Origin of the sequence: Streptomyces sp. NPDC086835 (assembly GCF_044745705.1) — a bacterium.
In the GTDB taxonomy this organism is placed as follows: Bacteria; Actinomycetota; Actinomycetes; order Streptomycetales; family Streptomycetaceae; genus Streptomyces.
In genome coordinates, this window is record NZ_JBIVAU010000001.1 from 794,907 (window position 1) to 812,125 (window position 17,219).

Below are 17,219 nucleotides of genomic sequence, written 5' to 3' on the forward strand. Positions count from 1 at the left end.
CGCGGCCGTCAGGCGTCGTCGTCCTCCAGGTTGCCCTCGGTCTCCAGGAAGACCTGGCGCAGCTGTTCCAGCACCGCGGGGTCCGGCTCGGCCCACATGCCGCGGGACTCCGCCTCCAGGAGCCGTTCGGCGATGCCGTGGAGCGCCCAGGGGTTGGCCTGCTGGAGGAAGGCGCGGTTCTCGGGGTCGAGGACGTACGTCTCCGTGAGCTTGTCGTACATCCAGTCCGCCACGACGCCCGTCGTCGCGTCGTAGCCGAAGAGGTAGTCGACCGTGGCGGCCAGTTCGAAGGCGCCCTTGTAGCCGTGGCGGCGCATCGCCTCGATCCAGCGGGGGTTGACGACACGGGCGCGGAAGACGCGGGACGTCTCCTCGACGAGGGTACGGGTGCGGATCGTCTCCGGGCGGGTGGAGTCGCCGATGTACGCCTCGGGGGCCGTGCCGCGCAGGGCGCGGACCGTGGCGACCATGCCGCCGTGGTACTGGAAGTAGTCGTCGGAGTCGGCGATGTCGTGCTCGCGCGTGTCCGTGTTCTTCGCGGCGACGGTGATGCGCTTGTACGCGGTCTCCATCTCGGCGCGCGCCGGGCGACCCTCCAGGCCACGGCCGTAGGCGTAGCCGCCCCACACCGTGTACACCTCGGCGAGGTCGGCGTCCGTGCGCCAGTCGCGGGAGTCGATCAGCTGGAGCAGGCCGGCGCCGTACGTGCCGGGCCGGGAGCCGAAGATCCGGGTCGTGGCACGGCGTTCGTCGCCGTGCTCGGCCAGGTCGGCCCGCGCGTGGGCACGGATGTAGTTGGACCCGTCCGGCTCGTCGAGGGAGGCGGCGAGGCGGACGGCGTCGTCCAGCAGGCCGATGGTGTGCGGGAACGCGTCGCGGAAGAAACCGGAGATGCGCAGGGTGACGTCGATCCTCGGGCGGCCCAGTTCCGTCAGCGGCACCGGCTCGAGGCCGGTGACACGGCGGGACGCGTCGTCCCACACGGGCCGGATGCCGAGCAGCGCCAGCGCCTCGGCCACGTCGTCGCCGGCGGTGCGCATGGCGCTGGTGCCCCACAGGGACAGGCCGACGGAGGCCGGGTACTCGCCGTTGTCGGTGCGGTAGCGCTCGATCAGCGAGTCCGCGAGCGCCTGTCCGGTCTCCCACGCCAGACGCGACGGCACGGCCTTCGGGTCGACGGAGTAGAAGTTGCGGCCGGTCGGCAGCACGTTGACCAGCCCGCGCAGCGGCGAGCCGGACGGACCGGCGGGAACGAAACCGCCGGCCAGCGCGTGGACGGCGTGGTCCAGTTCGTCGGTCGTGCGGGCCAGGCGCGGTACGACCTCGAGGGCGGCGAAACGCAGGATCGCCTCGACGTCCTTGCCGAGGTCCGCCGGCACCGCGGCCGGGTCCCAGCCGGCGGCCTCCATCGCCTCGACGAGCGCACGGGCGGTGGCCTCCGCCTCGTCGGCGGTGGTACGCGTCGCCGCGGACTCGTCCAGCCCGAGGGCCTCGCGCAGACCGGGCAGGGACTGCGAGCCGCCCCAGATCTGGCGGGCACGGAGGATGGACAGGACCAGGTTCACCCGCTCGGGGCCGGTCGGGGCGCCGCCCAGCACATGCAGACCGTCGCGGATCTGCGCGTCCTTGACCTCGCACAGCCAGCCGTCGACGTGCAGCAGGAAGTCGTCGAAGCCGTCGTCGTCCGGGCGGTCGTCCAGGCCGAGGTCGTGGTCGAGCCGCGCGGCCTGGATCAGGGTCCAGATCTGGGCGCGGATCGCGGGCAGCTTGGACGGGTCCATGGACGAGATCTGCGCGTACTCGTCCAGCAGTTGCTCCAGGCGCGCGATGTCGCCGTACGACTCGGCCCGTGCCATCGGCGGCACCAGGTGGTCGACCAGCGTCGCGTGCGCCCGGCGCTTGGCCTGCGTGCCCTCGCCGGGGTCGTTCACGAGGAAGGGGTAGACGAGCGGCAGGTCGCCCAGGGCGGCGTCGGGACCGCACGCCGCGGACAGGCCCGCGTTCTTGCCCGGCAGCCACTCCAGGTTGCCGTGCTTGCCCAGGTGGATCATCGCGTCGGCGCCGAAGCCGCCGTCGTCCGCGGATGCCGCGATCCAGCGGTAGGCCGCCAAGTAGTGGTGCGAGGGCGGCAGATCGGGGTCGTGGTAGATCGCGATCGGGTTCTCGCCGAAGCCGCGCGGCGGCTGGATGAGGATCAGCAGGTTCCCGCGGCGCAGCGCGGCGAGCACGATGTCGCCCTCGGGATTGCGGGACCGGTCGACGAACATCTCACCGGGCGGCGGCCCCCAGTGCTCCTCCACGGACGAACGCAGCTCGGCGGGCAGCGACGCGTACCAGCGCTTGTAGTCCGCGGCCGGGATGCGCACGGGGTTGCGGGCGAGCTGTTCCTCGGTCAGCCACTCCTGGTCGTGACCGCCGGCCTCGATGAGCGCGTAGATCAGCTCGTCGCCGTCGCCGGACTCGAGGCCGGGCACCGCCTCGTCACCGAAGTCGTAGCCCTCCTCGCGCAGCCGGCGCAGCAGGGAGACGGCGGAGGCGGGGGTGTCCAGGCCGACCGCGTTGCCGATACGGGAGTGCTTGGTCGGGTACGCGGACAGCACCAGCGCGAGGCGCTTGTCGGCGTTCGGGATGTGGCGCAGGCGGGCGTGGCGGACGGCGATGCCGGCCACCCGGGCGGCGCGCTCCTCGTCGGCGACGTACGACGGCAGCCCGTCCTCGTCGATCTCCTTGAAGGAGAACGGGACGGTGATGAGCCGCCCGTCGAACTCGGGGACGGCGACCTGGCCGGCCGCGTCCAGCGGGGACAGGCCCTCGTCGCTCTCCTCCCACGCCGCGCGGGACCCGGTCAGGCACAGCGCCTGAAGGATCGGCACGTCGAGCGCGGCGAGGGCGCCCGCGTCCCAGGACTCGTCGTCGCCGCCCGCGGACGCGTCCGCGGGGCGGGTGCCGCCCGCCGCGAGGACCGTGGTCACCAGGGCGTCGGCGGCGGCCAGTTGGTCGAGCAGCTCCGGTTCCGGGGCCCGCAGGGAGGCCACGTACAGCGGCAGTGCGCGGCCGCCCGCGTCCTCGATCGCCCCGCACAGGACGTCCACGAAGGCGGTGTTGCCGCTCATGTGGTGGGCCCGGTAGTAGAGCACGGCGATCAGCGGGCCGCCGGTGACCTCGCGGCGCGGGGTGCGGGCGAGGCGGCCCCAGGTCGGGGCGGCGGCCGGGGGCTCGAAGCCGTGGCCCGTCAGCAGCACGGTGTCCGACAGGAACCGGGCCAGCTGCTCCAGGTTCGCCGGGCCGCCGTGCGCCAGGTAGGCGTGGGCCTCCGCCGCGATGCCGATCGGGACGGTGGACGCCTCCATCAGCTGGGCGTCGGGCGCCTGTTCACCGGTGAGGACCACGACGGGCCGCTCCTGAGCGAGCAGCAGGTCGATGCCGTCCTGCCAGGCACGCAGGCCGCCGAGGAGACGTACAACGACGAGATCCGTGCCCTCCAGCAGGGCGGGCAGTTCCTCGAGCGCGAGGCGCGACGGGTTCGCGAAGCGGTACGGGACCGGGCCGGCCGCCGCCCGTGCGCTCAGCAGGTCGGTGTCGGACGTCGACAGGAGCAGGATGCTCGGGTGCGCGGGGCGTCCTTCGGACGAATGCAGCATGCGGCGTCTGGCCTTCCTCGGGGTTTCCGCGCCCCGGGCGGTGGAAGACGGCGGGAGTTCCTGGCTCACCCGGTCGCCTGCGCGTGTGCTGCGCTGCTGCCGGGCTCACAGTGGCGGGACCGCGCCGGAATCTCACCGGGCTTCCTCCCCTGACGCCGTCTTCGGCGGTGGTGGGCCGTTTGGCCCGCCGAGCAGCATAGTAGGGGGCCTCCCGTCCCCGGTAGGGCGCTCGGAGCAGGCACCTTGTGTGATGGTCGGTATGCTCGCCGCCATGCCTCCGGCCCCCTCGAACCGCCCGAACAGGGACGAACATCTCGTAACTCCCGTCCGGGACCGCGGTGATGCCTGCCCCGGCGCGCTGCGTCTGCACACCGCGGACGACGGCGCGCTGGCGCGCGTCCGCGTCCCGGCGGGCGTCGTGAGCGCCGCGCAGGCGTACGCGCTCGCCGACGCGGCGGAGCGGCTCGGCGACGGCGCGCTGGACATCACCTCACGCGGGAACCTTCAGCTGCGGGGCCTTGAGCCGGGCTGCGCAGGGGAGTTGGCGGAACTGCTGGACACGGCCGGGCTGCTGCCCGCGCCCCGTCACGAACGCGTCCGCAACATCGTGGCGTCCCCGCTGTCCGGGCTCGACGGGCGGGGGCACCTGGACGTCCAGCCGCTGGTACGGGAGCTGGACGCGCTGCTGTGCACGAGCGAGCGTGCGCCGGAGCTGTCGGGGCGCTTCTTGTTCGCGCTGGACGACGGCCGCGGGGACATGGCGGAGCTCGCCGCCGATGTGATGTTGCTCGCAGAACCGGGCGGCGCGGAGGTGCGCGTGACGGTCGGCGGGGCGTCGGCGCGGGTCCGCGCCGAGGACGGCCCGCGCACGATGCTGCTCGCCGCGGAGGCGTTCCTCGACGCGGCGTCGACGACGGGCACGAGGGCGTGGCGGGTACGGGAACTTCCGCGCTCGGGGGCGGAGTTGGCGGACGCGCCGATGTGGCGGGGGCTCTGCCCCCGCGCTCCCGCGCCTCAATCGCCGGCGGGGCCGGGACCGGCCGGGCCGGTCGGTCCCGTGGACCCGGTCGGCCCCGACGCCCCCGAGAGCGCGGCGGCCCTGCGGCGGGGGCCCCGCCCCACGGCCTCCGCACCTCAATCGCCGGTGGGGCCGGAAAAGGCCGGACCTGATCGCGCAGCGGGGCCGGAGTTGGCCGGTCCCTCGCGCGCGACGGGCCTGGTCCGTGCCGGCGGGCCCCGGCCCGGGCCGGTGGGGGGCGGGGGTGGCGTCGGTGGGGTGAGTGTCGGGGTGCCGTTCGGGCGGGTGTCCGTGGTCGCTTGGCGGGCGCTCGCCCGGGTCGCGCAGGCGCACGGCACCGGTGAGTTGCGCGTCACACCGTGGCGTGGGGTCGTCGTGCCGGGCGCCGGGCCCGAGCAGTTGGGCGTGCTGGCCGGCGCCGGGCTCGTCACCGATCCCGACTCGCCCTGGCTCGGCGTCGGCGCCTGCACCGGGCGGCCCGGCTGCGCCAAGTCGCTCGCGGACGTGCGGGCCGACGCCACCGCCCACCTGGCCGCCGGCGCGCGCGGGCTGCCCGTGTACTGGTCGGGCTGCGAACGCCGCTGCGGTCACCCCCGCGGCACCTGGGTCGACGTCGTCGCGACCGGCGACGGACGCTACGACCTGGCCGTACGCGGCGCCGGCACCGACGAACTCCCCGGCCGACAGGCCCTTCCAGAACTCGCCGACGCCCTCGCGGCGGCGCGCACCATCACCACCCCGACGAAGTGAGCGAGAGCACCGTGTTCGAGTACGAGAAGGACGGCGCGGAGATCTACCGCCAGTCCTTTGCCACGATCCGCGCGGAGGCGGACCTCGCCGGACTGCCGGCCGAGGTCTCGCAGGTCGCGGTCCGCATGATCCACGCCTGCGGGATGGTCGATCTCGTCGCCGACCTCGTCCACAGCCCCGACGTCGTCGTGCGCGCCCGCGAGGCGCTGCGGGCCGGCGCGCCGATCCTGTGCGACGCGCAGATGGTCGCCAGCGGCGTGACCCGCAAGCGGCTGCCCGCCGACAACGACGTGGTCTGCACGCTGTCCGACCCGTCCGTGCCGGAACTGGCCGCGAAGCTCGGCACCACCCGCTCCGCCGCCGCCCTCGAGCTGTGGCGAGACCGCCTCGAGGGGTCCGTCGTCGCCGTCGGCAACGCGCCCACGGCGCTGTTCCGGCTGCTGGAGATGATCGAGGAGGGCGCGCCGCGTCCGGCGGCCGTCATCGGTGTGCCGGTCGGCTTCATCGGCGCCGCGGAGTCCAAGGAGGCGCTCGCCGCGCACCCGCTGGGCCTCGAGCACCTTGTGGTGCGCGGCCGCCGCGGTGGCAGCGCGATGGCCGCCGCCGCAGTCAACGCGATCGCGAGCGAGGCGGAGTAGTGGGCGACAACCAGAACGGCGACCAGCAGAACGGCGAGAGCCTGAACGGCGAGAGCCGGAACACGGGCCGGCTGTACGGCGTCGGGCTCGGCCCCGGCGACCCGGAGCTGATGACCCTGCGCGCCGCCCGCGTCATCGCGGAGGCCGACGTGATCGCGTACCACTGCGCCCGGCACGGACGTTCCATCGCCCGGTCGATCGCGGCCCCGCATCTGCGCCCCGAGCACATCGAGGAGCGCCTGATGTACCCGGTCACGGTCGAGACCACCGACCATCCCGGCGGCTACCGGGGCGCGCTCGACGACTTCTACGAGCAGGCCGCGGCCCGGCTCGCCGCGCACCTCGACGCCGGCCGTACGGTCGCCGTGCTCGCCGAGGGCGACCCGTTCTTCTACGGCTCGTACCAGCACATGCACAAGCGGCTCGCGCACCGCTATCCCACCGAGGTGATCCCCGGGGTCACCTCCATCAGCGCCGCGGCGGCCCGGCTGGGGACGCCGCTGTGCGAGGCGGAGGAGGTGCTCACCGTCATCCCCGGCACGCTGCCGGAGGAGGAGCTGACCGCCCGGCTCGCCGCGACCGACTCGGCCGTCGTCATGAAGCTCGGCCGGACCTTCCCCGCCGTGCGGCGCGCGATGGAGTCCTCGGGCCGGCTGGCGGAGGCCCGTTACGTCGAGCGGGTCACGATGAGCGGCGAGCGCACCGGCCGACTGGCCGACATCGACCCCGAGTCGGTGCCGTACTTCTCCGTGGCCGTCGTGCCGAGCCGCATCGCGAACCCGCGCCCCGCGCCCGGCAAGGGCGAGGTCGTCGTCGTGGGTACCGGGCCGGCCGGGCCGCTGTGGCTCACCCCGGAGACGAAGCGCGCCCTCGCCGACGCCGACGAACTCGTCGGCTACACCACCTATGTGGACCGGGTGCCGCAGCGTCCGGGGCAGATCCGGCACGGCTCCGACAACAAGGTCGAGTCGGAGCGCGCCGAGTTCGCGCTCGACCTGGCCCGGCGCGGGCGGCGGGTCGCCGTCGTCTCCGGCGGCGACCCGGGCGTCTTCGCCATGGCGACCGCCGTGCTGGAGGTGGCGTCCCAGGACGCGTACAAGGACGTTCCGGTACGGGTCCTTCCGGGCGTCACCGCCGCCAACGCCGCCGCCGCGAAGGCCGGTGCGCCGCTCGGCCACGACTACGCGGTGCTGTCGTTGTCCGACCGGCTCAAGCCGTGGGAGGTCATCGCGGAGCGCCTCGCGGCCGCGGCCGCCGCCGACCTGGTGCTCGCGCTGTACAACCCGGGTTCCCGCAGCCGCACCTGGCAGGTGGGCAAGGCACGCGAGGTGCTCCTCGGGCACCGGGCGCCCGACACGCCCGTCGTGCTCGGCCGGGACATCGGCGGGCCGGAGGAGAGCGTGCGGATCGTGCGGCTCGGTGAACTCGACCCGGCGCAGGTCGACATGCGCACGATCCTGCTGATCGGGTCGTCGCAGACGCAGGTGGTCCGGCGCGGTGACGGTCACGAGATCGTGTGGACCCCGAGGCGCTATCCGGAGTAGGCCCGCAGCCAGGCCGCTGCTTCCTCGGGGCCGGCCGCGACCGGGACGCCGTCGGGGACGGGCGGGCGGCGCACGATCACCACGGGCACGCCCGCCTCCCGCGCGGCCGTCAGCTTCGGTGCCGTCGCCGCTCCGCCGCTGTCCTTGGTGACGAGCACGTCGATGCGGTGGCGCCGCAGCAGTTCGCGTTCGCCGTCGAGGGTGAACGGCCCCCGGTCGAGCAGCACGTCCATCCGGGGCGGGCACGCCCCCTCGGGGGCGTCGACGGACCGCACGAGGAACCACGCGTCACGGATGTGCGCGAAGGAGGCGAGACCCATGCGGCCGGTCGTCAGGAACACCCGGCTGCCGAGCGCGGCGGCCCGGTCCGCGGCCTCGGCCAGGGAGCCGACCGGATGCCAGTCGTCGCCGTCAGCCGGGGCCCAGCCGGGGCGGCGCAGCGCCAGCAGGGGAACATGGGCCTCCGCGGCGGCCAGCGCCGCGTTGAAACTGATCGTTCCGGCGAAGGGATGGGTGGCGTCGATGACCGCGCCGACCTCGTGCTCGCGCAGCCAACGGGCCAGGCCCTCCGCGCCGCCGAAGCCGCCGACCCGGACCTCGCCGGGGGGCATCCTGGGAGTGGCGACCCGGCCGGCGAGGCTGCTGGTGACGCGGGCCGTGCCGTCGGCGTGGAGTCTCTCGGCGAGACGCCGGCCCTCGGTCGTCCCACCGAGGATCAGTACATGCATCGGAGTCCATCCATGAGCGCGGCAACGGGCGGCGGGCGTGAGGCCCAACTCAAGCACACCGGTCTGCGGCCGGGCTGGACGACCGGGGCCTGTGCGACGGCCGCGACGACCGCCGCGTACACGGCGCTGCTGACCGGCGAGTTCCCCGACCCGGTGACGATCACGCTGCCCAAGGGGCAGACGCCGGCCTTCGCGCTGGCCGCGGAGTCCCTGGCCGGCGGATCCGCCATGGCGGGGATCGTCAAGGACGCCGGCGACGACCCGGACGTCACCCACGGCGCGCTGGTGAGGGCCACGGTGCGGCTGCTGCCGGCCGGGTCCGGGGTCGTCTTCCGCGCGGGCCCCGGCGTGGGGACGGTCACCCGCCCCGGGCTGCCGCTCGACGTCGGCGAGCCGGCGATCAACCCGGTGCCGCGGCAGATGATGCGCGACCACGTGGGCGTGGTCGCCGCGCGGCACGGCGGCGGCGGGGACGTGGAGATCACCGTTTCCGTCGACCACGGGGAGGAGATCGCCCGCTCCACGTGGAACCCCCGGCTCGGCATCCTGGGCGGTCTGTCGATCCTCGGCACGACCGGGATCGTGGTGCCGTACTCGTGCTCGGCGTGGATCGACTCCATCCGGCGCGGTGTGGACGTGGCGCGGGCCGCGGGCCGCACCCATGTGGCCGGCTGCACGGGCTCGACCTCGGAGAAGACCGTGGTGGCCCTGTACGGGCTGCCCGAGGACGCGCTGCTCGACATGGGCGACTTCGCGGGGGCGGTGCTGAAGTACGTGCGACGCCATCCGGTCGAGCGGCTCACCCTGTGCGGCGGCTTCGCCAAGCTCTCCAAGCTCGCGGTGGGCCATCTGGACCTGCACTCGGGCCGCTCCCAGGTCGACAAGGCGTTCCTGGCGGAGCTGGCCCGGCAGGGCGGCGCGGACGAGGCCCTCGCGGCGGAGGTCGCCGTGGCGAACACGGGCCTGGCGGCGCTCCAGATGTGCGCGGCGCAGGGCGTTCCGCTGGGCGACCTGGTGGCGGCGGCCGCGCGCGACCAGGCGCTCGGCGTGCTGCGGGGCGCGCCGGTGACGGTGGACGTGGTGTGCATCGACCGGGGCGGGACCGTGGTGGGACGAGCGGAGGCGCGCGGGGCCTGAGCCGGGGCGGCTCCCCGGCCCCGCGCCGCCGGGACGGCACGGGCCCGGGCCGCCGTCAGGACGGATGTCCCCTTCAGCAGGTGTGGCGGTCGCGTTCGGCGGAGTACAGGTGGCTGTCACGGAAGCCGGACGCGGCCAGGACACGGCCGACCAGGATCACCGCGGTGCGGGTCACGCCCGCCTCCTTCACCTGCGCGGCGATGTCCTCCAGCGTCCCGCGCAGCACCAGCTCGTCGGGACGGCTCGCCATCGCGACCACGGCCGCAGGGCAGTCGGCGCCGTAGTGGGGGAGGAGTTCGGAGACGATCCGGTCGACGTGGCGGGCGCCCAGGTGGAGGACGAGCAGCGCCCCGCTGCGGCCGAGGGTCGCCAGGTCCTCGCCTTCCGGCATGGGGGTGGCCTGCTGGGCGACGCGGGTGAGGATCACCGTCTGGCCGACGGTCGGGACCGTCAGCTCCCGCTTCAGCGCCGCGGCCGCCGCGGCGAACGCGGGGACGCCCGGCACGACTTCGTACGGCACACCCGCCGCGTCCAGGCGCCGCATCTGCTCCGCGACCGCGCTGAAGACCGAGGGGTCGCCCGAGTGGAGCCGGGCCACGTCGTGGCCCTCCTCGTGGGCGCGGACCAGCTCCGCGGTGATGGCGTCCAGGTCGAGCTGCGCCGTGTCGATCAGGCGGGCGTCCGGCGGGCAGTCGGCGAGGAGTTCACGCGGGACGAGCGAGCCGGCGTAGAGGCAGACGCCGCACGACGCCAGGGTGCGCGCCCCGCGCACGGTGATCAGGTCGGCGGCGCCGGGGCCCGCACCGATGAAGTACACGGTCATGTCGGATCTCCTGCTTTGGTGACGGACCATTGGGTGACGGGCATGGCCTGGCGCCAGCCGGTGAAGCCGCCGACGGGCACGGCGTGGGAGACGGCCAGGCGGACGAGTTCGCCGCCGTGGCGCGCGTAGCGCTCGGCCAGCAGCGCCTCCGACTCGAGGGTGACCGTGTTGGCGACCAGCCGGCCGCCCCGCGGCAGCGCGTCCCAGCAGGCGTCCAGCAGGCCGGGGGCGGTGAGCCCGCCGCCGATGAACACCGCCGCGGGGACGGGGAGTCCGGCCAGCGCGTCCGGCGCGGCGCCGGTGACCACACGCAGGGCCGGTACACCGAGGCTGTCCGCGTTACGGGCGATACGCGCGGCCCGGACCGGGTCGCGCTCGACGGTGACGGCCCGGCAGGAGGGGTGCGTGCGCATCCACTCGATCGCGACGGAGCCGGAGCCGCCGCCGATGTCCCACAGCAGTTCGCCCGGCGCGGGGGCGAGAGCGGCGACGGTCGCGGCGCGTACATGACGCTTGGTGAGCTGCCCGTCGTGCTCGTACGCCTCGTCGGGCAGGCCCGGGGCGGCGGACAGCCGCAACGCGCCCTCGTCGAGGCGGCATTCGAGGGCTATGACGTTCAGCGGGTCGCCGGGCGGTTCGGCCCAGCTTCCGGCGTGGCCGTCCACGCAGCGCTCACCTGCCGCGCCGAGCTGTTCGAGGACCCGCATCCGGGTCCCGCCGAAGCCCCGGTCGCGCAGCAGCGCGGCCACCTCGGCGGGCGTGTCCGGCCCGGCGCTGAGCACCAGCAGTCGGCGGCCGTCGTGCAGTGCGGCGGACAACTGCCCGGCGGGACGGCCGACGAGGGTGACGACGGCGGTGTCCTCGACGGGCCAGCCCAGGCGGGCGCAGGCGTACGAGACGGACGAGGCGTGCGGGACGACGTGCAGCGCGTCGGGGCCCATCTCCTCGGCCAGCGCGCGGCCGATGCCGTAGAACATGGGGTCGCCGCTGGCCAGGACGGCGAGCCTGCGGCCCCGGTGGGCGGTGAGCAGCCCGGCGACGGCGGGCCGCAGGGGGCTCGGCCAGGTCACGCGCTCGGCCGCGCAGTCGGCGGGCAGCAGCTCCAACTGCCGTGCGCCGCCGATGACGACCTCCGCGTCCCGCAGCGCGTCCTGCGCGGTCCCGGGGAGTCCTGGCCAGCCGTCGGCGCCGATCCCGACGACGGTTACTGCTGGTGAGCGTGGTGCGGGGGTCACTGAGCGGTACCTCGTCGGTGGAACGGCAGGGGCGCAGCCGCACTCTACTGGCCGCGTGCGGCGGCGTCGGCGGGCCCCCGGGTTACCCGCGGTGTCACGGTGCGGGCGACGGTCCGCCGGCTGTCGGTGGTGCGCGGCACACTGGAGTCATGTGCCGCAGCATCAAGACTCTCCGTCCGCCCGTCCTTCCCGAAGAGGCCACCGAGGAGGACATCCGCGCCGCCGCCCTGCAGTACGTGCGCAAGGTCTCCGGCTTCCGGGCCCCGGCCGCGCACAACCGCGAGGTGTTCGACGAGGCCGTCGAGGAGATCGCGGAGGCGACCCGCAGACTCCTCGAGGGGCTCGAGATCCGCGGCTCCGGCGGTCATGCCGCTAAGCGGCAGGCTCAGGAGCCGGACGCCGCATGAAGTAGGCGGCGAGGGAGCCCGCGCCGAACAGCGCCAGCACGGACACCGCCGCGCCGATCCAGCTCGCGCCGAGCCACTGGCCGCCGAACCAGCCGAGCCCGACGGCGTAGCCGGCCCAGGCGATCCCGGCCAGTGCCGACCAGGGGAGGAACTCCTTCACCTTGCGGTGCGCCGCGCCCGCGCCCAGCGAGACCACGGAGCGGCCGGCCGGTGCGAAACGGGCGATGACGACGAGCGCGCCGCCGCCGCGTCCGAGCGCCACGCCGAGACGTTCCTGCGCCCTGGTCAGGCGGCGTGAGCGGGCGATGGCCCGGTCCAGCCGGTCCCCGCCGCGCCAGGCGAGCCGGTAGGCGACCAGATCCCCCAGTACGGACGCGGTCGCCGCGCACAGCACGAGGACGAGCAGTGAGGGGACCTCGCGCGGTACTTGACCCGCCGCGCCGGCGACGGCCGCGGCGCCGGGCGCGGCCGTGGAGCCGGCGGCCGCGGCGGTGGCGGCCGTGATCACCAGCACTCCGCTGGGCAGGACGGGCAGGAACACGTCGAGAAGGACGGACAGGGCCACGACGGCGTAGATCCATGGGCTGCCGGTCAGCGACCCAATGCTCTCGAGCACCTTGACTCTCCCCGTTCCTGGCAGGGCCACGGTGTCGCGGGGGAGCGGCAGGCGGCCAGACAGCTGTACAGCGTACGCCTGGAGTGCCGAGGACATCGACAAGGGGCGTTCCCCCGCCGGACACCGGGGCGAAACCGCCCGTACGGGCCCCGTACGGAGCCCGGAGCTGTACGTGAGGAACGGCCGTCACCCGTACGTGGGTGGCCTCGCGGCCCGGGGAAAGGGACGGGGACACAGACGCGGACGCCCGGCCCCTCCTGAAGGAGGGACCGGGCGATGTGTACACCTGCGCAGGGTCAGGCGGCGGCGGTGGCCCGTTCCTCGCGCTGCTCCGCCGGGCGGGCGGCGCGGCGCGGCGCGAACAGCCGGTCCAGCGCCAGGGCGCCGGGGCCGGTGAAGACCAGCAGCAGGAACGCCCAGCAGAACATCGCCGACGCCTCACCGCCGTTCTGCAGCGGGAACAGCGACTCGGGCTGATGGACCTTGAAGTACGCGTACGCCATCGAGCCGGAGGCGACGAGGGCCGCGCTGCGGGTGCCGAGACCGAGCAGGACCAGGGCTCCGGCGACCAGCTGGATCACCGCCGCGTACCAGCCCGGCCAGGTGCCGGCCGGGACGGTGCCGCCGCCCGCCGCGCCGCCGAGGACGCCGAACAGTGAGGCGGCGCCGTGGCAGAGGAACAACAGACCCACGACGGCACGGAACAGGCCGAGCGCATAGGGCTGCGCCTGTTCCAGGCGTGCGGGCAGGGGGGAGGTGCTCATGTGGGGGCTCCTTCGGTTTCGGGGACAGAACCGATGAGGGGGCTCCAGGTTAGGCAGACCTAATCATTACTTGCAAGTTCAACATTTTCTGGCAGGCTGCTTTTGGCCGAACCTTCGACTTCGGTGACGACCCGCATCGGCGGGCACGCAAGTGCCCCCGGACCTGGCCTCCTTCGTGGCAGGCAGCGGCATCCTCCGGTTTCGTGACACGGCAGGCTGAATACCGGGCGCCCGGCCGAGGGGGTCCTCGGCCGGGCGCACCGTGGTTTGGCGGGAAAGCGGCGCTCCCCGGGCCGGCGGGCCGCCGGTCAGGAGCCGTCCGTCAGCGGGCGGTCGAACACGGTCGTCAGCTGTCCGCGGCCGTCGGCGCGCGCCCGGTCCAGCCGCAGCGACGCCTTCCGCCCTCGCAGGGTCAGGGTCATCAGCTGATTGCCGAACCACGGCCCGCCGTCGCGCCCCCATCGGACGAGCGGTTCACCGGTGCGGCCGTGCCGGGCGAAGAGGCGGCCCAGCCGCCGTCCCACTCGGCTCCAGCCGAACCGGAAGCCGATCCTCACCGCCCTGGGGACGGAGTTGTGCACGGGGGAGCAGGTCAGCTGGAGCACCCGCGCGTCCGGGACGGCGACGGCGCCCGTGCCCCCGGGACCTTCCACCGGATCGCCGGGCCGTTCCGGCTCCGCCATGTAGGCGTGGTGGACGTCCCCCGAGAGCACGCACACCGTCGCCGGCGCGTCCGGACCGCTGCCCACCTCGATGATCAGCCGCGTCAGCTCCTCGAAGGAGGAAGGGAACGCCGACCAGTGCTCCAGATCCGCGCGGCGGCGCACGCTCTCCCCGAAGCGCGCCCACCGCGCCCCCCGCTCGCCGCGGCACAGGGCCGCGTTCCAGGTCTCCGCGTCGTGGATCAACGGCGGCAGCAACCAGGGCAGCGAGGTGCCGAGGAGGAGGTGGTCGTACGAGCCGCGTCCCTCCAGGGCATGTTCGCGCAGCCAGGCGGCCTCGCCCGCCTCGAGCATGGATCTGTTCTGCTCGTCCAGGACGCGGGCGGCACGGGTGTCGATCATCAGCAGCCGGGTCCGGCCGAAGTCCCGCCGGTAGCTCCAGCGCGCGACGGACGCGTCCCGGTCGGCCGCCTCCGCGAACTGCCGCAGGGCCTGTGTGCCGTCGGGCGCCGACCGTACCGCCTTGTAGAGCGGGTCGGCGGCCAGCTCGGCGGGGGAGAGATTGCCCAGGTGCTGGTACACCCAGTACGACATCAGCGCGCTGAGGATCCGCTCCCGCCACCAGGGCGTCGCCCGCATCTCGGCCAGCCAGGCCGTGCTGGTGTTCCAGTCGTCGATGACGTCGTGGTCGTCGAAGATCATGCAGCTGGGCACGGTGGAGAGCAGCCAGCGGACGTCGGGGTCCCGCCACGATTCGTCGTACAGCCAGGTGTACTCCTCGTAGTCCGCCACTCCGGAGCCCGGTGGCACCTCGCGGTCCCGGCGGGCCGACAGCCGTGCGCTGGTGGCCTCGGAGACCTCGTCCGCGTACACCTGGTCGCCGAGCAGTAGCAGGACGTCCGGGCGCTCCTCCTCGGGGGCCGAGGCCAGCTTGGCGGCGAGGGTGTCCAGGGCGTCGGGGCCCACCGGGTCGCTACCGCGGGCGGGGCGGGCGGCCCAGCGGCAGGAGCCGAAGGTGACCCGCACGGAGTCCGCGGGGACCTCCGGGGTGCGGATGGTGCTGGGCGGGTGGGGCGAGTCGTCGAGCGGCCAGACGCGCTCGCCGTCGAGGAGCACCTCGTAGGCGGTCGACGAGCCCGGTGTCAGGCCGGTCACGGCGATCAGGGCGTAGTGGTGCCCCGCGACGGTGAACGTACGCGAGGAGCCGCCGCCGCCCTGCTCGCAGCGGACCTCCGCCGTGCACGGGCGGTCGGTCTCGACCCAGAGGGTCGCGGCCGTGCCCGTGTCCCAGTCGACGTGCCGCAGCAGCGGCCCAAGGCGAAGCCCGGTCATGTGATGCCCCTTCCGTCGCCCCGTACGGTACGGAACGACGGAGAGGGGCGGTCCGGTTCCGGGGACCCGTGGTGTGTCCCCGGCGCGGCCCTGTGCGGCGGCCGGGTCAGCAGCCGTTCAGGATGCTCTGCAGCGCGCTCTTCTCCGCCGAGTCGACCTTGAGGTTCCAGTAGTACTTCGTGTGCACCCACATCCGGGCGTACATGCATCGGTACGAGGTGACCGGCGGCAGCCACTCGGCGGGGTCCTGGTCACCCTTGGACTGGTTCACGTCGTCCGTGACGGCGATGAGCTGCGGGCGGGTCAGGTCGTTGGCGAACTGCTGGCGCTTGGACGTGGTCCAGCTGTTCGCGCCGGAACGCCACGCCTCCGCCAGCGGGACTATGTGGTCGATGTCGACGTCGGAGGCCGCGGACCACGTGGCGCCGTCGTAGGGGGAGAACCAACGGCCGCTCGTCGCCGCGCAGCTGGCGTCCTGCTGGACGTTGGTGCCGTCCCGCTTGAGCACGACCTCGCGGGTGTTGCAGGCGCCCGACTGGGTGATCCAGTGCGGGAACAGATCACGGCTGTAGCCGGTGGAGGAGCCCTCCGCGGACACGGTCAGCTGGCTGAGGTAGCTGCGGGCGGTGGTGGCGCTGACCGGGGTGGGCGGGGCGGCCTGCGCGGTGGGAGAGGTGGCCAGCAGGCCGGCCATGGCGAGGGCGGACGTGACGGCGAGCACGGCTGCGCGGCGGACGCCACGGCTGCGACGCGCGTAGACACCTGACATGCGAACTCCTTCGAGGTGGGGGGAACTTGGCCGTTCGGGCGTGGCCATGTTCGCGGCGCCAGGTTTCTCGGGGATGGGCGCCAGGTAACAGGGTGGCGACATGCGCACGTCACATCAAGGGTTCTGACGCGCCGACATGATCCTTGTGGCGTCGTAATGTTGCGGCGTGCTGCTGCCGGTCAACCTCACCCTCGGGGCCGTACTGGCCGTCCTGCTGGTCGCCGCGGCGACCGTCGCGGCCGTCGCCCACCTCGGGCGTTCCCGCGACATCGCTGTCGCGGGCGTGCGCGCGGCGGTCCAACTCGCCGTCGTGTCACTGGCGATCGGCTGGGTCGTCCGCTCCGTCCCGCTGCTGCTCGCCTTCCTCGTGCTGATGTACGCGGTCGCCGTCCGCACCGCCGGCCGGCGCATCACCGCCAACGGCACCTGGTGGTGGGCCGGTCTCCCGATCGCCGCGGGTGTGCTCCCCGTCGTGGCCGCGCTGCTCCTCACGGGACTGGTGCCGGTGAAGGGCATCACGCTGATCCCCGTGACCGGCATCCTCATCGGCGGCGCCCTGAGCGTGACGGCGGTCGGCGGCCGACGGGCGCTGGACGAGCTCGAGCAGCGCCGCGGTGAGGTGGAGGCCGGGCTCGCCCTCGGCCTGGCCGACCGCGACGCCCGCCTCGAGGTCGCCCGCGAGCCCGCGTCCGACGCGCTGCTCCCCGGCCTCGACCAGACGAGGACCGTGGGCCTCGTCACACTGCCGGGCGCCTTCGTCGGCATGCTGCTGGGCGGCGCCTCGCCCGTGGAGGCGGGCGCGGTGCAGCTCTTCGTGCTGGTCGCGCTGATGGCCGTCCAAGCGGTCGCGGTGGCCTTGGTGGTGGAACTGGTCGCGAGGGGGCGCCTTCACCGGGACGGCACGCGGGCGCCGGGCACGCCGCGCTGACCCGGCCCCGTCGGTCACGGCCTCGGTCCGGGGCAGCGCGGCCCTGACCCCGCCTGTTTCGGCGCGGCGGCGGATCCGGCGGCCCCCGACCGGCCGCGCCGGCCCGCCACCCGGGCCGGCGCGGCGGCGCCTCGCGTCGGGCCGGGGTCCTCGCGTACTCTGTTCAGCGCAGAAGGGGAGTAGCTCTTCGCCGGACCGTCGACATACTGCTGGGCCTTGTGCCCGGC

The 17,219-nt window shown here is 74.4% G+C and carries 14 protein-coding genes and 1 riboswitch; of the genes, 6 read left to right on the forward strand and 8 right to left on the reverse strand.

From position 1 onward, the window contains the following. Positions 1-8: 8 nt before the first annotated feature. Positions 9-3,641, reverse strand: a complete 3,633-nt coding sequence (cobN, locus tag ACIPJI_RS03700; protein WP_402244268.1) for a cobaltochelatase subunit CobN — start codon at positions 3,639-3,641, stop codon at positions 9-11. A gap of 54 nt (positions 3,642-3,695) precedes the next feature. Further along, a riboswitch (cobalamin riboswitch) is annotated at positions 3,696-3,788 on the reverse strand. Positions 3,789-3,912: 124 nt separating this feature from the next. Between cobN and ACIPJI_RS03705 the strand changes: the two genes are divergently transcribed. From ACIPJI_RS03705 to ACIPJI_RS03715, 3 genes are read left to right on the forward strand one after another with little or no spacing between them, the layout of a single operon-like run. After that, the gene (locus ACIPJI_RS03705; protein ID WP_402244270.1) at positions 3,913-5,409 is read left to right on the forward strand and encodes a cobalamin biosynthesis protein CobG; all 1,497 of its coding nucleotides are present in this window, start codon (positions 3,913-3,915) and stop codon (positions 5,407-5,409) included. After that, positions 5,406-6,047, forward strand: coding sequence for a precorrin-8X methylmutase (locus ACIPJI_RS03710; protein WP_307706217.1), 642 nt, complete (start codon positions 5,406-5,408; stop codon positions 6,045-6,047). Before ACIPJI_RS03705 ends, ACIPJI_RS03710 begins: the two co-directional genes overlap by 4 nt. Next, positions 6,047-7,591, forward strand: a complete 1,545-nt coding sequence (locus ACIPJI_RS03715; protein WP_402244272.1) for a precorrin-2 C(20)-methyltransferase — start codon at positions 6,047-6,049, stop codon at positions 7,589-7,591. The genes ACIPJI_RS03710 and ACIPJI_RS03715 overlap by 1 nt, the downstream gene beginning before the upstream one ends. Here the strand turns inward: ACIPJI_RS03715 and ACIPJI_RS03720 are convergent. After that, positions 7,579-8,319, reverse strand: coding sequence for a cobalt-precorrin-6A reductase (locus tag ACIPJI_RS03720; protein ID WP_356625395.1), 741 nt, complete (start codon positions 8,317-8,319; stop codon positions 7,579-7,581). The genes ACIPJI_RS03715 and ACIPJI_RS03720 overlap by 13 nt on opposite strands. A gap of 12 nt (positions 8,320-8,331) precedes the next feature. On the opposite strand from ACIPJI_RS03720, the gene ACIPJI_RS03725 reads away from it, so the two are divergent. After that, complete coding sequence (locus ACIPJI_RS03725) at positions 8,332-9,456, forward strand: cobalt-precorrin-5B (C(1))-methyltransferase (RefSeq protein ID WP_356625396.1); 1,125 nt, start codon at positions 8,332-8,334, stop codon at positions 9,454-9,456. A gap of 73 nt (positions 9,457-9,529) precedes the next feature. Here ACIPJI_RS03725 and cobM read toward each other — a convergent pair whose 3' ends face one another. After that, positions 9,530-10,279 carry a precorrin-4 C(11)-methyltransferase gene (gene cobM, locus ACIPJI_RS03730; RefSeq protein ID WP_307706213.1) on the reverse strand — a complete coding sequence of 250 codons (750 nt, stop codon included), beginning with the start codon at positions 10,277-10,279 and terminating at the stop codon, positions 9,530-9,532. Further along, positions 10,276-11,514 (reverse strand): precorrin-6y C5,15-methyltransferase (decarboxylating) subunit CbiE, encoded by a 1,239-nt coding sequence (gene cbiE / locus ACIPJI_RS03735; RefSeq protein ID WP_402244274.1) that lies wholly within the window; start codon positions 11,512-11,514, stop codon positions 10,276-10,278. The genes cobM and cbiE overlap by 4 nt, the downstream gene beginning before the upstream one ends. Before the next feature lie 149 nt (positions 11,515-11,663). Here cbiE and ACIPJI_RS03740 point away from each other — a divergent pair, with 149 nt between their 5' ends. After that, positions 11,664-11,921 carry a DUF2277 domain-containing protein gene (locus ACIPJI_RS03740; RefSeq protein ID WP_189468301.1) on the forward strand — a complete coding sequence of 86 codons (258 nt, stop codon included), beginning with the start codon at positions 11,664-11,666 and terminating at the stop codon, positions 11,919-11,921. Here the strand turns inward: ACIPJI_RS03740 and ACIPJI_RS03745 are convergent. The 4 genes from ACIPJI_RS03745 to ACIPJI_RS03760 form a co-directional block, all read right to left on the reverse strand. Next, the gene (locus tag ACIPJI_RS03745) at positions 11,887-12,537 is read right to left on the reverse strand and encodes a DedA family protein (protein WP_307706211.1); all 651 of its coding nucleotides are present in this window, start codon (positions 12,535-12,537) and stop codon (positions 11,887-11,889) included. The genes ACIPJI_RS03740 and ACIPJI_RS03745 overlap by 35 nt on opposite strands. Positions 12,538-12,833: 296 nt before the next feature. Continuing rightward, a complete protein-coding gene (locus ACIPJI_RS03750; protein WP_307710340.1) occupies positions 12,834-13,286 on the reverse strand; it encodes a DoxX family protein in 453 nt (150 codons plus the stop codon). 323 nt (positions 13,287-13,609) lie between these two features. Continuing rightward, on the reverse strand, positions 13,610-15,295 hold the full coding sequence (locus tag ACIPJI_RS03755; RefSeq protein ID WP_402244277.1) for an alkaline phosphatase D family protein: 1,686 nt from the start codon (positions 15,293-15,295) through the stop codon (positions 13,610-13,612). Positions 15,296-15,401: 106 nt separating this feature from the next. Further along, positions 15,402-16,064: an HNH endonuclease family protein gene (locus tag ACIPJI_RS03760; protein ID WP_402244279.1), complete on the reverse strand. Its 663-nt coding sequence runs from the start codon at positions 16,062-16,064 to the stop codon at positions 15,402-15,404. Positions 16,065-16,230: 166 nt separating this feature from the next. On the opposite strand from ACIPJI_RS03760, the gene ACIPJI_RS03765 reads away from it, so the two are divergent. Beyond that, positions 16,231-16,992 carry an ABC transporter permease gene (locus ACIPJI_RS03765; RefSeq protein WP_307706208.1) on the forward strand — a complete coding sequence of 254 codons (762 nt, stop codon included), beginning with the start codon at positions 16,231-16,233 and terminating at the stop codon, positions 16,990-16,992. The last annotated feature ends 227 nt before the right edge of the window (positions 16,993-17,219 follow it).